Raw genomic sequence first — 14,958 nt, 5'->3', positions numbered from 1 at the left:
CTGCACCCTTGTAGGAAGCACCCCGACGCGAAGGTGCTTCCTACAGGGGTGCAGAGCAAAGCCTGAAAACAGGGGTCGGCCCTGGACGGGCCGAAAGAGATCGACTGAGCGGCCGCTAGTAGCGGGAGCGGAGCAGGCCGGCGGCCTCGACGGCCCAGTAGGTCAAAATGATTTGGGCGCCGGCCCGGCGGATCGACGTCAGGGTTTCGAGCATGGCTCGCTCGCGGTCGACCCAGCCGTTCGCGGCAGCGGCCTCGACCATCGCGAACTCGCCTGAGATTTGGTAGGCCGCCACTGGGATATCCACAGCCGCGCGGACTGCCGCGATCACGTCGAGGTTGGTCAGCGCGGGCTTGACCATCACGATGTCGGCGCCCTCTTCTACGTCGAGCGCTACCTCGCGTAGGGCCTCCCGGGCGTTGGCCGGGTCTTCCTGGTAGGTGCGGCGGTCGCCCTCCAGCGAGGACTCCACTGCCTCGCGGAAGGGGCCGTAGAAGGCCGACGCGTACTTCACCGCATACGCCAGGATGCCTACGTCCTGGTAGTCGGCGGCGTCGAGGGCCTGGCGGATCACTCCCACCTGGCCGTCCATCATGCCGGACGGGCCGACCATGTGGGCGCCAGCCGACGCCTGGGCTACCGCCATCGTCGCGTAGGACTCCAGGGTCGCGTCGTTGTCTACCCGGCCGTCTTCGGTGAGAACTCCGCAGTGGCCGTGTGAGGTGAACTCGTCCAGGCAGACGTCGCCCATCACCACTGTGGCGTCGCCTACTTCGGAGATCACGTCGCGGATCGCCACGTTGAGGATGCCGTCCGGGTCCAGGCCGCCGGAACCTTGCGGGTCTTTGTTGACCGGGACGCCGAACAGCATGATGCCGCCGACCCCGGCCCGGACCGCCTCGGCCGCGGCCTTGCGCAGCGACTCGCGGGAGTGCTGCACGACGCCGGGCATCGTGGTGATCGGGCGGGGCTCGGTCAGGCCCTCCTTGACGAACATCGGGAGGATCAGCTCCGACGGTGCGAGCTTGGTCTCCTCGACCATGCGGCGCACCGCCGGGTTGACCCGCAGTCGCCTTGGGCGCACTGAAGGGAAGGCCATCAGCGGAACCTCAACGCGGTTGGGCCCTGCACCTTCGAGCCGCGGCGCTGCTTCGCCGGCATCGCGGCCAGCTTTTCGCGCAATTCGACGGCGTACGACGCCAGGGCCTCGACCAGGTCCGGGACCGACGCGTGGGCCGGCTGGACGTCGACACGCAGGCCGAACTCCGTCGCCGTCTCGGCGGTTTTCGGGCCGATCACCGCGACCACCGTGCGGGTGTGCGGCTTGCCCGCGATGCCGACCAGGTTGCGGACCGTGGACGACGAGGTGAAGAGCACCGCGTCGAAGCCGCCCGACTTGATGGCGTCGCGGATCTCGGCCGGCGGCGGGGCTGCCCGGACCGTGCGGTAGGCCGTCACGTCGTCGACCTCCCAGCCCAGCTCGGTCAGGCCGGCGGCCAAGGTCTCGGTCGCTATGTCAGCGCGCGGGAGCAGCACCCGGCCCACCGGGTCGAGCACCTCGTCATGCGGTGAGAACTCGGCCAGCAGGCCCTCGGACGACTGCTCGCCGGCCGGGACCAGCTCGGGCTGGATGCCGAAGGCGCGGACCGCGTCGGCGGTTGCCTCGCCGATGCAGGCGATCTTCACGCCGCCGAAGTGGCGGGCGTCGAGGCCGTGCTCGCCGAACTTCTCCCAGACCGCGCGGACCGCGTTGACGGAGGTGAAGAGCACCCACGCGTAGCGGCCGTCGACCAGGCCCTTGACCGCGCGCTCCATCTGCGCCGGGGTGCGCGGCGGCTCGACGGCGATGGTCGGCACCTCGCACGGGATCGCGCCGTAGGCGCGCAGCCGGGCGCTCATCGCACCGGCCTGCTCCTTGGTGCGCGGCACGAGCACCTTCCAGCCGTAGAGCGGCCGGTTTTCCCACCAGCTCAGCTTGTCGCGGTGTGCGACGCCGGCGCCGAGGGTGAGCACCACCCGGCCGGTGAAGCCGAGCGCGGCGGCGACGAAGCTGTCGACCGTCGAGGTCGTGGTGAACTGCGTCTCGCCGGTGCCGTCGCCGGTCACCCCGACCGGGGTGGTGCCGTCGAGGCCGGCGGCCAGCAGGCCGTCGCGGAGAGTCGCCAGGTCGCCCGCGTCGACCGCGAGTGCCAGCGAGTCGCGCGCCACGGCCGTGGCCAGCGCCTCGAAGTCGAGGGTCGAGACGTCGTCGACGTCGGCGGCGGTGCGCAGGCCCGGCAGCGGCACACCCGCGTAGGTGGCCACCCCCTCGGCCTGGCCGACGCCCGGGACGACCTCGAAGTGGACGGCGGTGCGGGCGACGGCCTGCACCTCCTTGACCACCGAGTCGTGCCCGAACGGGTCGCCGGCGACGAGGTGCACGGCGGAGAGCCCGGAGCGCGCGGCGGAGATGAGCACCTTGGCCACGTCGCCGGAGGCGCCCTCGGCGGGCGTGAACTGGGCGTCTTCCTTGGCCTCGGCCCGGATCGTCGCGAGCAACGACTCCGGCACGCCGCGGTCGTAGATCACCTGGTCGGCCTCGACCAGCGCGTCGTGTGCCCGGCGGGTCAGCAGGCCCGGGTCGCCGGGCCCCGCCCCGACGAACGCGATGTGGCCGGCGGGCTTACGGGTGCGGGTCATTCTTTGCTCCCAAACAAGGTATCGGCGCCACGGTCGAGGAGTTCGGCGGCCAGGGCCTTGCCGATCTCCGCGGCGGCGGCGGGCGTCCCGGTGCGCGACAGCCGGATGGCTCGCTCGCCATCCGGGCTGATCACCGCACCGCGCAGGTAGATCTCGTCACCGTCGTCGCCTTCCGCGAGCTCCGCGTAGGCGGCGACCGGCGCACTGCAGCCGGCCTCCAGCGTGGCCAGCAAGGCCCGTTCCGCGGTGACCGCGGCCCGGGTCGGTCCGTCGTCGAGCGCGCCGAGCTCTTCGACCAGGTCATGGTCGTCGTGGCGGCACTCAACCGCCAGCGCACCCTGTGCTGGCGCGGGCAGCATCAGCATCGGGTCGAGCGTTTCGGTGATCTCGTCGGCACGCCCGAGGCGGGCGATCCCGGCCCGGGCGAGGACGACGGCGTCAAGGTCGGCTTCCGGGCCGAGGACGCGCCGGATCCGGGTGTCGACGTTGCCCCGGATCGGCGTCACCCGCAGGGGCAGCCGCAAAGCGTTGAGCTGGGCGATCCGCCGCACCGCGCCGGTGCCGACGAGCGCGCCGTCGGGCAGGTCGGTGAGCGTGCGGCCGTCGCGCGCCACCAGTGCGTCGCGCGGGTCTTCGCGCAGCGGGATGGCGGCGATGTGCAGCGCCGCAGGCACGGCGGTCGGCAGGTCTTTGTAGGAGTGCACGGCGACGTCGATCCGGCGCTCCACCAGCGCGTCGCGCAGTGCGGAGACGAACACTCCGACGCCGAGCTGGGCGACCGGCGCGGTCGACCGGTCGCCGGCGGTGGTGATCTCCACCAGCTCGACGGGCCGGCCGGTGGCCGCCGTGAACGCGGCCGCGACGAGGCCGGACTGGGCCAGCGCCAGCTTGCTGCCCCGGGTGCCGAGGCGCAGCGGGGTCATGTGGGGTCTCCCAACGGTGGGACGTCGTCGACCAGCGCGGTCTGTGGGACCTCGAGGTCGAAGAGCTGCCGGAGCAGCGTGGCGTATTGGTCGCCGCCGGGGGCGGCGGCGAGCTGCCGGACCTTGACGGTCGGCGTGTGCAGCAGCCGGCGGACCACCCGGTGGACGGTGTGCGCCACCTCGGACCGCTGCTCCTCGCTCAGGTCGGGTCGGCGTTGCCGCAAGCGGGCCAGCTCGGCGGCGACGACCTCGTCGGCCTGGGTGCGCAGGGCGGCCACGGTCGGCGCGATCTCGGCGCCGCGCAGCCAGCCCACGAACGACTCGACCTCGGCCTCGACGATGCCCTCGACCGCGACCTCGTCGGCGGCGTGGTGGCCGGCGCGCAGCTCGGCGGCCAGGGTGTCGATGTCGATCACGACGACACCGGGCAGGCCGGCGACATCGGGTGCGACATCGCGCGGCACCGCGAGGTCGAGCAGGACCAGCGGACCGGTGCGGCCGGGCAGGGCTGCCGCGACCGTCTCGCGGGTCAGCACCGGCTCGGTGGACGTGGTGGCGGCGACGACCAGGTCGACCTCGGCCAGCTTGCTGGCGAGCTCGGCGATCGGAACGGCGGAGGCGCCGTAGGCCGCGGCCAGCCGGACCGCGCGGTCGGCGCCGCGGTTGGTCACCGAGACCGGGCCGACGCCGATCCGGGACAGCGTGGCGACCGACAGGGCGCCCATCGCGCCGGCGCCGACGACCAGCGCGGGGCGGTCGGCGAGGCCGCCGGGGAAGTGCGAAGCGGCGAGGTCGAGGGCCGCGGTCACCACGCTCTGGCCGGCCTTGTCGATGCCGGTCTCGGCGTGTGCCCGCTTGCCGACCCGCAGCGCCTGCTGCATCAGCTCGTGGAGCGTGCGGCCGGCGCTGTCGGCCTCGGTGGCGACGTGGTAGGCGTCACGGAGCTGGCCGAGGATCTGCGCCTCGCCGATCACCATCGAGTCGAGCCCGGTGGCGACCCGGAAGGTGTGCTCGACCGCGGCGGCGTCGTGGTGCACGTAGAGGTGGGTGGCGAGCTCGGCCGGCGCGGAGCCGGCGCGTTCGCCGAGCACGGTGCAGATGTCGCCCAGGCCGCCGTGGAAACCGCTGACCGCGGCGTAGATCTCGACCCGGTTGCAGGTGGACAGGACCACGGCCTCGCGGACGTAGGGCTGCGCCAGAAGCTGCTCGAGTGTGCGGGTGAGGTCTGCCGCCGGAATCACGAGCCGCTCCAGCACGGCGACCGGCGTGGTCTTGTAGGAAGCGCCAACCACGATCAGGCTCATGTGCCCACCGCCTCTTCCGTTCCGGTCGCCGCGAGCCCGTTCGGGCTCCCGTATCCGCCCGGCAGGGCGGTCAGCGCCGACTTGCGGTGTTCGTGGAAGGAGAGGATCTGCAACTCGATCGCAAGGTCGACCTTGCGGACGTCTACCCCTTCGGGAACCGAAAGCACGCACGGCGCGAAGTTGAGGATGCTGGTGACGCCGGCCGCGACCAGGGCGTCGGCGACGTCTTGCGCGGCGGCGGCCGGGGTGGCGATGACGCCGATCGCGATCGACTCGGCGGCGGCCACGGTCGCCAGCTCGGAGATGTGCAACACGTTGAGGCCGTTTATCGGCTCGCCCACCCGCTCGGGGTCGGCGTCGAAGAGCGCCGCGATGCGGAAACCGCGACTGGCAAAACCCGCATAGCCGGCGAGCGCGTGACCGAGGTTGCCGACGCCGACCAGTGCGACGGCGCGCCGCTGATCCAACCCCAGGGTGAACTCGATCTGATCAATCAGCAGGGCCACGTCATAACCAACACCACGCGTCCCGTACGACCCGAGATGTGAAAGGTCTTTGCGCAGTTTCGCCGAATTGACGCCGGCCGCCGTGGCGAGCCCTTCACTCGAGATGGTGTCGCTTCCCACTTCGGCGATGTGGTGCAGCGCACGAAGATATTCGGGCAGGCGGGCCACCGTCGCCTCGGGCAGGTCCGGGAGGGCGGGCACGCCGCCGGACCGTCCGTTGGGGCCTCCAGGGCGGTGCTGGCTCATGCGACTCCGTGGTGCGATCGTCCGGCTGGCCCGCGAGCGGGGGGCCCGCAGCAAAGCGCGGTGACCGGCTGTGTTAACGGGATTCGTCGGGGACTCAGCCTAGGCGCTTGTGAACTCGTGCACAAATCGCGATCTTGGTCGCTCGACAACCGCCTATCCCCTGAGCCGATTATTGCGTAAAACGGACTTGTGCCACCACTCACGAGCCGCAGGTACCGATCGGGGGTACGGACAGCCCTACCCTGAAGAGGCAAGTTGCCGGGATGGGGGTGAGCGGGGCGGATGAATAGCGTCGATGACATGACCACAGCCGTCGTTTCCAGCCCCGTGGGAACCGCACCCGCGGCTCACCGCGGCATCATTCGCCAGTTAATGACCGATTCGGCGTACGTCATCGTGGGTTTCCCGCTCGCGATCGCCGGATTTGTCGCGGTGCTGGTCGGCATCGTGCTCAGCGCCGGCCTGATCGTGACCGGCATCGGCCTGCCGGTGATGGCCGGCGCGCTGCTGCTCGCCCGGGTCTTCGCCGACCTCGACCGGATGGCGATCGGCCCGGTGCTCGGGCTCGCCCGGGTCCGTCCCGAATACCGCACCGCCGAGCCCGGCTCCGGCCTCTTCCGCCGGGTGATGTCGGTCGTCGGCGACAGCCAGTCATGGCTCGACGCGGTGCACGCGATCGTCAAGTTCGCCCTGTCGATCGTCGCGTTCGTGCTCACCATCGTCTGGTGGGCGGGCGCGCTGGGCGGCATCACCTACTGGGCCTACGACTGGGCGATTCCGCGCAACCCCGACGAGGTCGACCTCAACACCCTGCTGGGCCTCGGCAGCGGCACCGGCCCGCGGCTCCTGCTCTACACCGCCATCGGGGTGTTCTTCCTGCTCAGCCTGCCGATCGTGGTGCGCGGCGCGGCCCTGCTCCAAGCCAGCTTCGGCAAGACGATGCTGACCGGCGTTGCCGAGATGCGCAGCAAGATCACGACCCTCGAGGGGCAGCGGCGCGCCGCCGTCTCGGCCGAGGCGACCGCTCTGCGCCGGCTCGAGCGTGACATCCACGACGGCCCGCAGCAGCGACTGGTCCGGCTGGCCATGGACCTCGGCCGGCTTCAGCAACAGTTCGACAACGACCCCGACGCGGCCCGCCGGACGATCGACGAGGCGCTCACCCAGACCCGCGAGACGCTCAGCGAGTTGCGCTCGCTGTCCCGGGGCATCGCGCCGCCGATCCTGGTCGACCGTGGCCTGCCCAGCGCCCTGGCCGCGCTCGCCGGCCGCGGTGTGATCCCGATCGACCTGGCCATCGACCCGGCGCTGGGCACCCCGTCCGGCCGGCTCGACCCGGCCCTGGAGAGCGCCGCCTACTTCGTGGTCGCCGAGTCGCTGACCAACGTCGCCAAGCACAGCCGGGCGGAGATCTGCCGGATCGCGGTGACCCGCGAGGGCGACTCGCTCCGGGTGGAGATCTCCGACGACGGCGAGGGCGGGGCACACGTCTCCAAGGGCCACGGCCTGGCCGGCCTGGCCGACCGGGTGCATGCGGCCGGCGGCCGGCTCGCGGTGACCAGTCCGGCCGGCGGCCCGACGCTGATTCAGGCCACTCTTCCGGTGTAAATCCCCGCAAAAAGGGCCCCTTATCGACAAGGGGCCCTTTTCACTAGGCTCTAACGGTGCGCATTGTGATCGCCGACGACGCAGTACTCCTCCGCGAGGGCCTGGTCCGGCTCGTGACCGAGCACGGCCATGACGTGGCCGCCGCGGTCGGCGACGGCCCGAGCCTGGTCGAGGCCATCGTCCGGGAGAAGCCAGACGTGTCGATCGTCGACGTGCGGATGCCGCCGTCGCACACCGACGAGGGGCTCAAGGCCGCGGTCGAGGCGCGCCGCCTGGTGCCCGGCACCCCGGTGCTGGTGCTCTCCCAATACGTCGAGGTCTCCTACGCCGACGACCTGCTGGCCGACCGGGCCGGCGCGGTCGGCTACCTGCTGAAGGACCGGGTGGCGGCGATCACCGAGTTCCTCGACGCGCTCGGCCGGGTGGCCAGCGGCGGCACGGTGCTCGACCCCGAGGTGGTCGCCCAGCTCCTGGTCCGGCGCCGCCGCGACGACCCGCTGCGCGAGCTGACCGCCCGCGAGCGCGAGGTGCTCGGGCTGATGGCCGAAGGGATGTCCAACACCGCGATCGCCCGCAAGCTGGTGGTCAGCGACGGCGCCGTGGAGAAGCACGTGCGCAACATCTTCACCAAGCTGCAATTGCCACCCGACGAGGAGCAGCACCGCCGGGTGCTGGCCGTGCTCGCCTACTTGCGCGGCTGATCAGAGCTCGGCGGCGAGCCCGACCGCCTCGGTGAGGGTGCCGGCCACCGGGTGCCCTGACGCGCGCAGCCGCACCTCGTCGGTGAACCCGCCGGTGTAGAGCACGCACGCGGCACCGGCCGAGCGGGCCGCGTCGGCGTCGTCGATCGAGTCGCCGATCAGCACCACGGTGGCGCCGTCGAGACCGAGGGCGGCCAGGTGCTCCTTGAGGTGGTCGGCCTTGTAGGCGCGGTCGCCGCCGAGGGTGGGCCGCAGCCCGTCGACCCGGCGGAACCGCCCGTCGAGGCCGAACGCCGTCACCGCGGGCACCAGGTCGTCGTGGAACCACATGGACAGCAGCGACTGGGTGCCGACCCAGGACCGCATGGCGGTCATCGCGTCGTCGGCCAGCGCGCAGGTGGTCAGCCGGGCCCGGTAGGCGTCGTGGAAGATCACGTCGAGCTGGTCGAACTCGTCGGCGTCGACCGCGCGCCCGAGCACCGCCGCGTAGAAGTCGGCGACCGGGCGGATGAAGTTGCGCCGATGGTCGTCGGCGGTCACCGGCGGGCCGCCGACCGTGGCGAGCGCGTGGTTGGTCGCCGCGACCACCAGGTCGAAATCGTTGAGCAGGGTGCCGTTCCAGTCCCAGACCAGGTGCGTACGCGTCACGAGGTCGACTCTAGATCTCTGGTCAAACGATCTTCCTCGACCTGCCAGTAGCCGTGCTCGGCGCCGTCGAGCAGCACCACCGGCAGCCGGTCGCCGTAGTCGCGTTCGAGCTCGATGTCGTCGCTCACGTCGAGCTCGGTCCACGGCTCACCGGTGCGCGCGGTGACCCGGTCGAGCGCCGCCCGGGCCGCGACGCACAGGTGGCAGTCGGTGCGGGTGACCAGCGCGACCCTAGGCACCGTCGCCCCGCAGCTCGGCCTTGCGCACCTTGCCGATCGCCGAGTGCGGCAACTCGCCGACGAACTCGAGCGCGGTCGGCATCTTGAACCGGGCCAGGTTCTGCTCGGCGTGCCGGAGCAGGTCTTCCGGGTCGACGTCGGTGCCCGGCGTGCGCACCACGAAAGCCTTGACGGTCTGCCCGGTGTAGGGATGCGGCACCCCGATCACCGCCGCCTCGGCGACACCGGGATGCGACTCGAGCACCTGTTCCACCTCACGAGGGTAGACGTTGAACCCGTTCACGATGATCAGCTCTCCCCGGCGGTCGACCAGGAAGAGGTCGCCATCGGCGTCGGCGTAGGCGATGTCGCCCGTCGCCCACCAGCCGTCGGCGTCGGGACCGTCGCGCCCGTCGGGCCAGTAGCCGTCGAACAGGTTGGCGCCGCGCACCACGATCTCGCCAGGGTCGGTCTCCGGCGCGCCAACCTCGAGGTCGAACTCGTCAGCGTCTACATCGGAGGGGTCCGACACCTCGGAGCCGTCGGGCGCGACCAGTCGCACCTCGACACCCGGGATCGGCCGCCCGATCGACCCTGCCTTCGGCTCCGGGCTGGCCAGTGTGGACGTGACGACCGGCGCGGTCTCGGTCAACCCGTACCCCACGAAGACCGGGTGTGAAGTCGCCCGGGTGAACCGCGCCGCGGTCTCGCTGTCCAGCGGCGCCGCGCCGGAGACCGCGACCCGCACCGTCGCCATCGACTCGCCGAGGTCGGGCAGCAGCGACCAGGCCTGGAACATCGACGGCACGCCGACCAGCCCGGTCACCGAATGGCGGGCGATGACGGCGAGCGAGTCGGCCGGGTCGAAGCGCTCGATCAGCACCCCGGTCGCGCCGTGGTAGGCGACCGCGCCCAGCCCCGAGTTGAGCCCGTAGGCGTGGAACAGCGGCAGCGCCAGCAGCACGACGTCGTCGGGACCGACCACCGTCGGCGTGATCCCGTCGACCTGCGCGTGGTTGGCCATCAGCGCGCGGTGGCTGAGCATCGCGCCCTTCGGGCGACCCTCGGTGCCCGAGGTGTAGAGCAGCACGGCCAACGCACCGTCGCCGGTGCTGGCCGCGGCCGGCGGACCGGTCGGACCATCTTCCGGCAGTTTTTCGAGTACGCGCGCCAACTCCGGCAGGTCTCCCCGGACGCGCTCGACCAGCCGGGCCGCATCGGGGCTGGCGACGAGCACCGACGCGCCCGAGTCGGCGAGCACATGGCCGAGTTCGCGGGCCGTGTATTGCGGGTTGACCGGCACCGCGACCAGCCCGGCGCGCAGCACGGCGAAGAGCGCGACGGCATAGCGCGGAGAATTCGGCAGCGCGAGCGCAACCCGAGCGCCGGTCGGGAGGTTGAGCCCGATGAGCGCGGTCGTGGCGGCATTGACGCGACGGTCGAGCTCACCCCAGGTGAGCGTCGTGTCGTGCCAGATCAACGCGGGCTTATCGGGTGTCGCGGCAGCGGCCGCCGCCACCCGGTCGGCAAGTGTGTCGGAACGGCTGTCCACCACGGACGCAGAGTCTGGCACAGTGCTGCCGAATGTCGCCATGGGTGGCGTTAGCGGCGTTGTGCGAGTGTGCGTCGCGATCCCACCGACGGGACTGAAAGCGCGAACCGACCATGCACCCGCGTGTCGCCGATCGGGCAAACCGCCCCTCGCACATCGGCGTGTCGCGATTCGGCGTGTCGCCCGCTTTCCGCAGGTGACGGTCCTCGCTCCGGCGAGTGGCTTAGGTGCGGTAGCGGACAAGATGTGCGACACGTTCAGGTGGTATCGGGAAATACTTCGGCTCTGTGTAACGGACTCCCCACACGTGGGTGATGTTGGCCCTATCATCCTTGGGTCGGCTCACCCCTTTTGTATGTGAGTCACACCCCTCATCCCCGAGGAGGCCGCTGTGCCCATAGACGCGCTTCATGAGCACCTATGTCCGAGTGCCAACTCGTGGCTGCACGATTCATCGGCACGCGGCCAGGAGGGCGGCAAGTGACGGCCTACAGCTACGCCGGCGAGGGTCTGATGAGCCGCGAGCTTCTCGACGCCCGGCTCGCACTCAACGCCGGCCTGACCGCACTGCGCCGGTCTTTGCTCCACGAGATGCGGACTCTCGACATCCGAGAGGACGGATCCACCTGGCGTGGCGACGGCACCGTCGCCGACGGGGGCGCCCGGCGGATCCGCAACAAGCCGCACACCGACGTTCCCGGGCGACCCGTTGGCCCCGGCAGCAACAGCAAGCAGGTCAACGGCGGCCGGGTCGGCACGCCCAACCGGCCGACGATGCCGGCACAGCCCGGCGTCGGCCAGAGCCCGGCGGAGAGCGGCGAGACCGCCGTCATCCCCGCCGTTCCGGTCGTGCCGCCGATCACCGAGCAGCGCACCGGCGGCTCCGGCGGCACACCCGCGCCGTTCCCGTCCCGACCCGACCCGTCCGACCCGGCCACCGAGGTGTGGGCGCTGGTCGAGCGGGCCCAGGCCGGCGAGGCCGAGGCGTTCGGGCTGATCTATGACCGCTACGTCGACACCGTCTTCCGGTTCGTCTACTTCCGGGTCGGCAACCGGCAACTCGCCGAAGACCTGACGTCAGACACGTTCCTGCGCGCCCTCAAGCGCATCGGCAGCTTCACCTGGCAGGGCCGCGACCTGGGCGCCTGGCTGGTCACGATCGCCCGCAACCTGGTCGCCGACCACTTCAAGTCGGGCCGCTACCGGCTCGAGGTGACCACCGGCGACGTGCTCGACGCCGACCGCGAAGACCGCGGCCCGGAAGGCAGCCCGGAAGCGGCGGTGGTCGATCACATCACCAACGTCGCCCTGCTGACCGCCGTCAAGCAACTCAACCCTGAGCAGCAGGAATGCATCGTGCTGCGGTTCCTCCAGGGCTTCTCGGTGGCCGAGACGGCGCAGGCGATGGGCAAGAACGAGGGGGCGATCAAGGCACTGCAATACCGTGCCGTGCGCGCGCTCGCCCGCCTCCTGCCGGACGGGTTCCAACCGTGAGCGGTGGCCTCCGCCCCGTAACTTCTCGTGCCTTTCGACCGTTGGACTCGATGCGACCGGTGGTGGATCCGAAAGGCATCTGCCCCGGCATCACTGTCGTAACCAGCGAAGGGAGGTGCCCGCGGTGAACTCCGTCCTTTTCCATCGGCGGCGCGCCGAGCGCTTCGCCCAGCTTCTCGACGAGGCCCACGGCGGCCGTCGTCACCACGTACGGTCTTCGGTCGACGATGATCTCGCCGATGTCGTGGCTATCGGGCATCGGGTGTCGGCGCTCAAGCACTCGGTCGACGTTGACGTCGATCCCGAGTTCCGGATGAGCCTGCGGGCAATGCTCGTCGCCGCGGCCGAGCGCGAAGGGATCGGCAACATAGCCGACACCGGCGCGACCGTCGACCTCGAGGCGTTCCGGGCCGCGGCCACCGCGCCGAAGCAACGGGCCCGCCGGCTGCGCACCCGCGGCGCGATCCTGGCCGGCGTCGCCGTCGGCGCGATCGCGATCTCGGGCATGTCCGCGGCCAGCGAAAACGCGGTGCCGGGCGATGCGCTCTACGGTGTCAAACGCTCGACCGAACGGGCGCAACTCGCGCTCGCCAGCTCCGACCTGTCCAAGGGTCAGCTGTTCCTCGACTTCGCCCGCAACCGCCTCTCCGAGGCACGCGCGGTCAGCGACGGCGACGGGTTCGCCCGGGCGCTCGACGACATGGACGCCAACACGACCGAGGGCGTCAAGCTGCTCACCACGGCCGCGACGCAGCGGAAGGACACGGCCGCGCTCGACGCGATCGACGCCTTCCTCAAGAAGCAGCGCACCGACGTCGGCAGCCTGATCGACGGCACCACCGAGGCCCGCCACGAGCGGGCGCTGAAGTCGGGCGGTCTGTTGCTCTCGGTCGAGAAGCGCGGCGACGAACTGCGCCGCGCGCTCAAGTGCGGCGCCGAGGCGTCCACCCGCGCCGACGCCCTGGGCCCGCTGCCGGGTGCCTGCCCGGCGGGCAGCGCTCCCGCCGACGCACCGGCTGGCAGGTCGCAGAACGGCGGCTCCGGCGAGGCCAACGACGTCCGGCCGGAGAAGAGCGACCCGAAGCCGGGCTCGTCCGACACGCCTGCCGCACCTGGCTCGGCCGACCGGCCGGCGTCCAGCCCGGCACCCACGTCGCCGACCCCGACGCCGAGCCACGACGGCAACGTCGTCGAAGACCTCGGCGACCTTCTCGGCGGCCTCGTCCCCTGACGGCCTACCACGATCGGGGCGTTCTCCACCTCGGGGAACGCCTCGATCGCTGAAGAGGTGCCTTCGGGCGGATACCCTCGCATGAGGCGGTGACTTGTCGGCGGCGCCGCCGCCGCCGGGCAAATCGGAGGTATCTGCGTGGCATCGGAGCACCGACTGACCATCAGCACCGACGCACACGGCCACACCGCCGGTTGGGCCCAGGCCGAGGTCGAAGCGGCGCTCGAGGTCGACATCGACAAGAGCGCGGCCGCGTTCTTCGACATCGACAACACGATGTTGCAGGGTGCCTCGATCTACTGGATCGCCCGCGGCCTGGCCGCGCGCCGCTATTTCACCACCACTGACCTGGCCAGGTTCGCCTGGCAGCAGGCCCGCTACCGGCTGCTCGCGGCCGAGCACGCGGGCGACATGTCCAACGCCAAGAAGGTCGCCCTGGCGTTCATCGAGGGCTGGCGGGTCGACGACATCGAACGCCTGACCCAGGAGATCTTCGACGAGCTGATGGCGCCCCGGATCTGGTCGGGCACCCGCGCGCTCGCGCAATTGCATCTCGACGCCGGCGAGCGGGTCTGGCTGGTCAGCGCCGCGCCGGTGGAGATCGGCCGGATCATCGCCCAACGCCTCGGCCTGACCGGCGCGATCGGCACGGTGGCCGAGGTGATCGACGGCGCCTACACGGGCCGCCTGGTCGGCGACCTGATGCACGGCCCGGCCAAGGCCGACGCGATCGCCCAACTCGCCAACGTCGAGGGCCTCGACCTGCGCCGATGCACCGCCTACAGCGACTCGGTCAACGACCTGCCGATGCTGAGCGCGGTCGGCAACGCGGTGGCGGTCAACCCTGACAGTGGGCTTTATCGCACGGCCCGCGAGCGCGGCTGGGACATCCGCGACTTCCGCACGGGCCGCAAGGCCGCCAAGGTGGCTGTGCCGTCAACCCTGGCCGCCGGGCTGGTCGCGGGCGCGATCACGACGGTCATGGCCGTGCGGCGCCGGCGCCGCGCCGGTTGAGCAGCGGCAGCACGGTGAAGGCCGCCCACCAGACGCCGGCCGACACGATCGACCAACGGGCCAGGTCCATCGTGCGCCCGCCGGCTCTGGTGCCGGAGCGGCTCAGCCGATCTGTTGCCGCAGTCCCACGATCGGTCGGGCTTCCTTGTCGGTTGCGGCTTGGGTCCGGGAGGCGTCTACCGGCGCGGTCCGCGGGACACGGTCCATCGGCCGGTCTTCGCGATCGGAACTCGCGGTGGCTGAGCCCGGTGGGCTCGCCTGCGGCGCGTTCGGCATAGGCCTCGGCGGTTGTCGGGTCTCGTCGCCCGATCTGCGTAGGTATGCGGGGGCAGACCGGCAGCGCCACGGACAGGCGATGACGCCGTTTAAGGCGCTCGGCTCCCTGCTCGGGCTACTGCGCTGACTGTCGGCCTCGCAGCGATGCTCGCGTCACCAGCACAACGGATCTGGGGCGGCCAATCTGTTGAGGTGATCTCTGCTTCGACAGACTGGCCGCCGCAGATCGCCGTGTGGACGCGCGCCCACGCTCAGCGGGTGGGCCAATGGGCCTCGGGCCCTGGGATGCGGTTGATCGTTTGCAGCTGATCTGCACGACGCCAGGCTTCGACCATGATCATGTGTGTTAGGTCCGCACGACACGCCGCGCCGATTGCCGATGAGCTGCAGACGATCAAGCGACGAGCGCTGCCGATGTCGACCAGCCACAGACGATCACCGCGGCCCACGCCCAGCCGGGGTGGCTCAACCGGTCGCGCCTCCGACACACCGAGGACTCGCCACGGCGCGGCGAGCGCCGCGCCTTGGCCGCCACCAGCTTGCACGCCGCAGTGCGGG

Annotated in this window: 12 protein-coding genes and 1 pseudogene; 5 read left to right on the top strand and 8 right to left on the bottom strand. The window is 71.3% G+C overall.

The window, feature by feature from the left end; genetic code table 11:
* Positions 1 to 115: 115 nt before the first annotated feature.
* The 5 genes from hemB to DFJ67_RS13865 are packed head-to-tail and all read right to left on the bottom strand — an operon-like array spanning position 116 to position 5,658.
* A complete protein-coding gene (gene hemB / locus DFJ67_RS13885; RefSeq protein ID WP_116068254.1) occupies positions 116 to 1,099 on the bottom strand; it encodes a porphobilinogen synthase in 984 nt (327 codons plus the stop codon).
* On the bottom strand, positions 1,099 to 2,679 hold the full coding sequence (locus DFJ67_RS13880) for a bifunctional uroporphyrinogen-III C-methyltransferase/uroporphyrinogen-III synthase (protein WP_116068253.1): 1,581 nt from the start codon (positions 2,677 to 2,679) through the stop codon (positions 1,099 to 1,101). The genes hemB and DFJ67_RS13880 overlap by 1 nt, the downstream gene beginning before the upstream one ends.
* Positions 2,676 to 3,602 carry a hydroxymethylbilane synthase gene (gene hemC / locus DFJ67_RS13875; RefSeq protein ID WP_116068252.1) on the bottom strand — a complete coding sequence of 309 codons (927 nt, stop codon included), beginning with the start codon at positions 3,600 to 3,602 and terminating at the stop codon, positions 2,676 to 2,678. Before hemC ends, DFJ67_RS13880 begins: the two co-directional genes overlap by 4 nt.
* Positions 3,599 to 4,906, bottom strand: coding sequence for a glutamyl-tRNA reductase (locus tag DFJ67_RS13870; RefSeq protein WP_116068251.1), 1,308 nt, complete (start codon positions 4,904 to 4,906; stop codon positions 3,599 to 3,601). Before DFJ67_RS13870 ends, hemC begins: the two co-directional genes overlap by 4 nt.
* Positions 4,903 to 5,658 (bottom strand): redox-sensing transcriptional repressor Rex, encoded by a 756-nt coding sequence (locus tag DFJ67_RS13865; RefSeq protein WP_116068250.1) that lies wholly within the window; start codon positions 5,656 to 5,658, stop codon positions 4,903 to 4,905. The genes DFJ67_RS13870 and DFJ67_RS13865 overlap by 4 nt, the downstream gene beginning before the upstream one ends.
* Before the next feature lie 300 nt (positions 5,659 to 5,958).
* Here DFJ67_RS13865 and DFJ67_RS13860 point away from each other — a divergent pair, with 300 nt between their 5' ends.
* Together DFJ67_RS13860 and DFJ67_RS13855 are read left to right on the top strand one after the other, a co-directional pair.
* Complete coding sequence (locus tag DFJ67_RS13860; protein ID WP_116068249.1) at positions 5,959 to 7,266, top strand: sensor histidine kinase; 1,308 nt, start codon at positions 5,959 to 5,961, stop codon at positions 7,264 to 7,266.
* 56 nt (positions 7,267 to 7,322) lie between these two features.
* Positions 7,323 to 7,967, top strand: coding sequence for a response regulator (locus DFJ67_RS13855; protein WP_116068248.1), 645 nt, complete (start codon positions 7,323 to 7,325; stop codon positions 7,965 to 7,967).
* On the opposite strand, the gene DFJ67_RS13850 is transcribed toward DFJ67_RS13855, so the two are convergent.
* The 3 genes from DFJ67_RS13850 to DFJ67_RS13840 are packed head-to-tail and all read right to left on the bottom strand — an operon-like array spanning position 7,968 to position 10,388.
* The gene (locus DFJ67_RS13850; RefSeq protein WP_116068247.1) at positions 7,968 to 8,615 is read right to left on the bottom strand and encodes an HAD family hydrolase; all 648 of its coding nucleotides are present in this window, start codon (positions 8,613 to 8,615) and stop codon (positions 7,968 to 7,970) included.
* A complete protein-coding gene (locus tag DFJ67_RS13845; RefSeq protein WP_116068246.1) occupies positions 8,612 to 8,854 on the bottom strand; it encodes a glutaredoxin family protein in 243 nt (80 codons plus the stop codon). The genes DFJ67_RS13850 and DFJ67_RS13845 overlap by 4 nt, the downstream gene beginning before the upstream one ends.
* The gene (locus DFJ67_RS13840; RefSeq protein ID WP_239097421.1) at positions 8,847 to 10,388 is read right to left on the bottom strand and encodes an AMP-binding protein; all 1,542 of its coding nucleotides are present in this window, start codon (positions 10,386 to 10,388) and stop codon (positions 8,847 to 8,849) included. Before DFJ67_RS13840 ends, DFJ67_RS13845 begins: the two co-directional genes overlap by 8 nt.
* A 588-nt stretch (positions 10,389 to 10,976) precedes the next feature.
* Between DFJ67_RS13840 and DFJ67_RS13835 the strand changes: the two genes are divergently transcribed.
* From DFJ67_RS13835 to DFJ67_RS13825, 3 genes and pseudogenes are all read left to right on the top strand, one after another.
* Positions 10,977 to 11,879, top strand: a complete 903-nt coding sequence (locus DFJ67_RS13835) for an ECF subfamily RNA polymerase sigma factor, BldN family (protein ID WP_116076190.1) — start codon at positions 10,977 to 10,979, stop codon at positions 11,877 to 11,879.
* Between the two features lie 124 nt (positions 11,880 to 12,003).
* Positions 12,004 to 12,870: pseudogene (locus DFJ67_RS13830) on the top strand (DUF5667 domain-containing protein); the annotation flags it as partial.
* Positions 12,871 to 13,248: 378 nt separating this feature from the next.
* The gene (locus DFJ67_RS13825; RefSeq protein ID WP_116068244.1) at positions 13,249 to 14,124 is read left to right on the top strand and encodes an HAD family hydrolase; all 876 of its coding nucleotides are present in this window, start codon (positions 13,249 to 13,251) and stop codon (positions 14,122 to 14,124) included.
* Positions 14,125 to 14,958: the final 834 nt, after the last annotated feature.

It is taken from the genome of Asanoa ferruginea (assembly GCF_003387075.1).
GTDB classification, from domain to species: Bacteria; Actinomycetota; Actinomycetes; order Mycobacteriales; family Micromonosporaceae; genus Asanoa; species Asanoa ferruginea.
The sequence above is the reverse complement of the archived record's forward strand: the minus strand, read 5'-3'. Positions and strand labels throughout refer to the sequence as shown.

Excerpts from the sequence above, each read along its gene's own strand:
- hemB (WP_116068254.1), bottom strand. The coding sequence starts at position 1,099 with ATGGCCTTCCCTTCAGTGCGCCCAAGGCGACTGCGGGTCAACCCGGCG.
- DFJ67_RS13880 (WP_116068253.1), bottom strand. The coding sequence starts at position 2,679 with ATGACCCGCACCCGTAAGCCCGCCGGCCACATCGCGTTCGTCGGGGCG.
- hemC (WP_116068252.1), bottom strand. The coding sequence starts at position 3,602 with ATGACCCCGCTGCGCCTCGGCACCCGGGGCAGCAAGCTGGCGCTGGCC.
- DFJ67_RS13870 (WP_116068251.1), bottom strand. The coding sequence starts at position 4,906 with ATGAGCCTGATCGTGGTTGGCGCTTCCTACAAGACCACGCCGGTCGCC.
- DFJ67_RS13865 (WP_116068250.1), bottom strand. The coding sequence starts at position 5,658 with ATGAGCCAGCACCGCCCTGGAGGCCCCAACGGACGGTCCGGCGGCGTG.
- DFJ67_RS13860 (WP_116068249.1), top strand. The coding sequence starts at position 5,959 with ATGACCACAGCCGTCGTTTCCAGCCCCGTGGGAACCGCACCCGCGGCT.
- DFJ67_RS13835 (WP_116076190.1), top strand. The coding sequence starts at position 10,977 with ATGCGGACTCTCGACATCCGAGAGGACGGATCCACCTGGCGTGGCGAC.